Source organism: Micromonospora deserti (assembly GCF_003236335.1).
In the GTDB taxonomy this organism is placed as follows: domain Bacteria; phylum Actinomycetota; class Actinomycetes; order Mycobacteriales; family Micromonosporaceae; genus Micromonospora; species Micromonospora deserti.
The window spans coordinates 1-2650 of sequence record NZ_POUB01000452.1 but is presented as its reverse complement, the minus strand read 5'-3'; the positions used below and the strand labels follow the sequence as shown (position 1 = coordinate 2650).

2 protein-coding genes are annotated in these 2650 nt (G+C 72.6%); one reads left to right on the top strand and one right to left on the bottom strand.

The window, feature by feature from the left end:
- Positions 1-1284 (bottom strand): adenylosuccinate synthase (locus C1I99_RS31025; protein WP_111137694.1); only part of this gene is annotated, 1284 nt, incomplete at its 3' end.
- Between the two features lie 125 nt (positions 1285-1409).
- Between C1I99_RS31025 and C1I99_RS31020 the strand changes: the two genes are divergently transcribed.
- On the top strand, positions 1410-2405 hold the full coding sequence (locus C1I99_RS31020) for a diacylglycerol kinase family protein (protein WP_111137693.1): 996 nt from the start codon (positions 1410-1412) through the stop codon (positions 2403-2405).
- Positions 2406-2650: the final 245 nt, after the last annotated feature.

Sequence of the window (2650 nt, the reverse complement as noted above, 5' to 3'; positions counted from 1 at the left end):
GAGGAGGGGGTGGCGGAGGACGTTCTCCTCGCGGCCGGGGCCCACGCCGACCACACTGACCCGCGTGCCGCAGAGTTCCTCGATGCGGGTGAGGTAACGCCGCGCGTTCTCGGGGAGTTCGTCCTCGGTCCGGGCCTTGGTGATGTCCTCCCACCAGCCGTCGAACTCCTCGTAGATCGGCTTCGCGTGGTGGAAGTCGGTCTGGCTCATCGGCATGTCGTCGACACGCTCGCCGTTGATCTCGTACCCGACGCAGATCGGCACCTTCGGCAGGCCGGTGAGCACGTCCAGCTTGGTGATGACCAGGTCGGTGACCCCGTTGAGGCGGCAGGCGTACCGGGCGACGACCGCGTCGAACCAGCCGCACCGGCGTTCCCGCCCGGTCGTCGTGCCGTACTCGTGGCCGATCTTGCGCAGGTGCTGGCCGTTGTCGTCGAACAGCTCCGTCGGGAACGGCCCGGAGCCGACCCGGGTCGTGTACGCCTTGCTGACCGCGATCACCTTCGAGATCGCGGTCGGCGGGATGCCCGCGCCGACGCAGGCGCCGCCGGCCGTCGGGTTCGACGACGTCACGAAGGGGTAGGTGCCGTGGTCCATGTCGAGCATGGTGGCCTGGGCACCCTCCAGCAGCACCGTCTCGCCGCGGTCCAGCGCGTCCCAGAGCATCCCCCGGGTCTCCGCGATGTACGGCTTGAGCCGCTCCGCGTAGCCGAGATACTCCTCGACGGTGGCGTCGAGGTCGATCGCCTTGCGGTTGTAGACCTTGAACAGGATCTGGTTCTTCTCGCGCAGCGCGAGTTCCAGCTTCTTGCGCAGGATGCCCGGGTCGAGCAGGTCCTGCAGCCGGATGCCCATCCGGGCCACCTTGTCGCCGTACGCGGGGCCGATGCCCCGGCCGGTGGTGCCGATCCGGGACGAACCGAGGTAGCGCTCGACGACCCGGTCCAACGCCCGGTGGTGCGGCATGATCAGGTGCGCGTCACCGGAGATGCGCAGCCGGGAAACGTCGACGCCCCGCTCGGCGAGCCCGTCGATCTCGGTGAGCAGCACCTTGGGGTCGACCACCACACCGTTGCCGATGACGATCATCGCGGTCGGCGACAGGGCCCCCGACGGCATCAGGTGCAGGGCGTACTTCTGGCCATCCGGCGTGATGACCGTGTGGCCGGCGTTGTTGCCGCCGGAGTAGCGCACGACATAGTCGACCCGCCCACCCAGCAGGTCGGTAACCTTGCCCTTGCCCTCGTCGCCCCACTGAGCGCCGATGAGCACGATCGCTGGCATCTTCTCCGCCTCCAGAAGGCTCGGGTGCCAGGTGGCGACCGGTCAGCGAGCCCGGGGTGTCAGGCTAACAAGTAGTGACGGCGCGGCCGGCAGGGGTCGCGGCGAGAGGCAGGAGGCTCCTACCCGTGTACGACGTGGTGCTGCTCACCCTCGGCTCGGACCGGGACGCGCCCGGCGGGGGCTGTGGCAGCGGCGGAGCCTGCTGCGGCGGCACGACCGACGGGCCGGAGAAGAACGAGGAACGGTGCGAGACACCGCGCGTACCGGTGCTGGCCTGCGCGGATGCGCTCACCGCACGGGGTGCCCGGGTGGAGACGGTGACCGCCCGGTCCGACGCGGAGATCGACGAGGTGCTGGCCCGGCTGGACGGTCCGCCCCGCCCCGACGGCCTCACCTGGCCCGACCCGGATTCCAAGACCCGGCTGGTGGTCGCCACGGCCAGTGACGCGCAGTTGCGCGCCGTCCTGCGCCGGCTGGTCCGGCGGTACGCCCCACCGCCCAGCCGCCGCCCGGACGACCTGCCGCGCGACCGGACGGTGCCGGACCTGCCCCCGGTCGGCGTACTCCCGCTCGATCCGGCCCGGAGCACGCCCCACCGCGACCTGGCGGCGCAGCTGGGGCTGCCCCGCGACCCGGCGGCGGTGGCCGCCGCGGTGCTCGACGGCGCTGTCCGCCGCCTCGACCTGCTGCGCAACGACGGCGGCTCGGTGACCCTGGACGGCGCGCTGCTCGGCGCCGCCGACGACCGCGGCCGGCCGCTGCACTGGCGGGGTCGGGTGGAGGTGGACGACGCCGTCCTCTCCCACGGTGACGACCCGCTGCTGGCCTGCGCGATCGGCAACGCCGGCGGGTACGCCCGGCTCGACGACGTGACGCTGCTCGGCAACCCCGACCCGACGGACGGGCTGGTCGAGGTGGCGGTGGCCGTGCCCGTGGTCACCCGCTCGGCGTTCGGCAGGAAGCGGGTGCGGCTGGAGGTACGCCGGGCCCGGGGGCGGGCGGTGTCCGTGCTCCCCCGGGAGGGGAAGGTCCCGTTCCTGGACGACGGGGTCGAAGGCGAGCTGGGCCGCAAGCGTTCCTGGTGGACCGAGCCGGGCGCCTGGGCGGTCTGGACGGCCTGACCTCCACCCCCCCTTCGCGGCAGCCGCCCGGTCGGCTGATGGGCCTATCCTCGGCAGGAGGAATGGGGAGGAACCGTGGTGGACGAGAACGCCGACCGGGTCCACGTACCCGGCCAGCAGCCGGTGCCGGAGCGGGATATCGAACCACTCTGGCCCCCGGAGCAGATCGACGCTGTCGGCACCGCCTGGGCACCTGACGCGCCGACCGGCACCTCGCCGCAGGGCCGGCCGTCGTCGGGCCCGCC